The sequence below is a fragment of the Bartonella sp. AP57NXGY genome, assembly GCF_042195805.1.
Lineage (GTDB): Bacteria > Pseudomonadota > Alphaproteobacteria > Rhizobiales > Rhizobiaceae > Bartonella.
Genome location: NZ_JBHIOZ010000222.1, coordinates 1 through 1879, shown reverse-complemented (window position 1 = coordinate 1879; position 1879 = coordinate 1). Strand labels below are relative to the sequence as shown.

Genomic DNA, 1879 nt, shown 5'->3' with positions numbered 1-1879 from the left:
CCCTAGGCTGACAAATTGGAGTCCGCTCTGTCAACCTGTCATTTGGAAAATAATTGATGAATCCCCTTGTTTTTATCCTCTTATTAGTTTCATGTACAGATGATTTTAATAGTTGCTATTCGAACAATACAATGGTTAAAATCTATCCCACGGCTCAAGCTTGTGAACAGGCCATGGTCCCGTCCACAAAAAAGTTTGCACTTTATGGACAACAAATTTTTGCTCAATGTATAAACGTACAACCCAGTTTACATCAACAAGAAGTAAACTTGATCTGGTCTGTAACAAACCATGGAAATTTCCTGCTTAAAAGCCAAAACGTAAAGGACAAGCTGTCTACAGTACACAAAGAAGATATTTTACCAACATCGCTTCCTCTTTTACATTCTTCTTCCACAAACCTCTTGCACAAAAAACTTTAAAAGCATAAACCCATCAGATCTCAAAAAAAATAATCAATGAAAGACATGATGGATAATAAGCGAATGCACCCTTCAAAAGACCATCACACAGAGCAAAATTCTCTGCCTCAAGATCTCCCTTTAGACCCTGCCGTAGAACGAGTGAGAAAAAAACTTATGGGTTTAATGATTATTTCCGTTTTAATAACGCTTTTCCTTATTCTAACCGTACTGTTTTTAATTGTTTATAAAGTGATAAAAACCGGATCAGCGCCAAAACAAACAGAGCTATCTTCCTCTCTCAGCAAAAACCCACACGTTATCCATCATACGCTCTCTCTACCGGAAAAAACACAGATTTTGTCGCAAAGCCTCTCAGAACACAATATTGTACTGAAAGTTTTAACCCCTGATGGACAAACAAAATTTATGATTTACAATTATCATACCGGTGCACTTGTCTCCATTCTTTCTGTTGAAACAACAAAAGAGAGAGCGAAGATAATGCCTCATTAAGAAAACTAACATCAATAAGCGCTGACATAGCATTCTGAAGGTTTAAACATTTTCTGCAAGCCGGCATTATCACACGCTTTACCAACTCGTGGATGTTGCCCACAATCCTTGGTGCTAGAGAGAGTTCATAAGAGCCATTTTTATTCCTTCTTATACAAATTTATCCACACGGGCTCTCCCCGTTTGCAACGTGCAAGCGAATGGTTTTTGTTGATCCAACATGGAACAAATTTGGAAATGAGAGAATTCTAGGGGTTTAGGGGCCCTCACCTAACATTCAAAACAATGAATTATTATTATAAATTAATGTGATAAGTCTTAAATATCCACCACACGGGCGACGGCGCGTTTTTTACTGTATCCCCTCACTTAAATCTTGGAAAAGAAGAAACCTTTCTGTCAACGCATTCCCATTTTAAGAAAATGACATCACTTGGGAAAAGCTAATAAACGTGCAAGAAATACCTCTTCTTGAGTGCAAAAATTCAACATATTAATTTATAGTGATGATTTATTTTGCATGTCAAATGAGAACCTCAAATACTGTAAGATTCTCCCTTTCAAATCTGTTCGTAAAAAACTGAATCAAAATCATTTCCTCACATATCCCAGCAAGGAAATGGATGAATAAAATACCTCTTATGAATGATCAGGTATCAAAAGAAGAACTGTTGCAACATTGAAAATTAAAGCAATAACGCCCAGTTTACATCTTTTATTAAGCAAAGATAACCGATGGATTTCACATGATAGAATTCATGAACACCAGTGCGAAATGGGCATGAATACATTGAATATAAGTGTGAATTAAATAAAACAACGACATTGCGTTCTTCATAAAAGAACTGCCTCTTAAAATACACGGATGTGGTTTTCTCTGTATTCCCTCACTTAAATCCCAGCAAAGAGGCAATCTTTTCTGTCAACAGCCTTCGTTAAGTCTCAATACAGCCCCGTGAACA

At 36.7% G+C, this 1879-nt stretch carries 2 protein-coding genes; both read left to right on the top strand.

Going from position 1 to position 1879, the window contains the following annotated elements:
* Positions 1-56: 56 nt before the first annotated feature.
* Positions 57-422 (top strand): hypothetical protein, encoded by a 366-nt coding sequence (locus ACFIL8_RS09675; protein WP_375613650.1) that lies wholly within the window; start codon positions 57-59, stop codon positions 420-422.
* A 45-nt stretch (positions 423-467) separates the two neighbouring features.
* Entirely contained in the window at positions 468-917 is a 450-nt protein-coding gene (locus tag ACFIL8_RS09670; RefSeq protein ID WP_375611689.1) for a hypothetical protein, read from the top strand.
* Positions 918-1879 lie beyond the last annotated feature (962 nt).

Excerpts from the sequence above, each read along its gene's own strand:
- ACFIL8_RS09670 (WP_375611689.1), top strand. The coding sequence starts at position 468 with ATGATGGATAATAAGCGAATGCACCCTTCAAAAGACCATCACACAGAG.
- ACFIL8_RS09675 (WP_375613650.1), top strand. The coding sequence starts at position 57 with ATGAATCCCCTTGTTTTTATCCTCTTATTAGTTTCATGTACAGATGAT.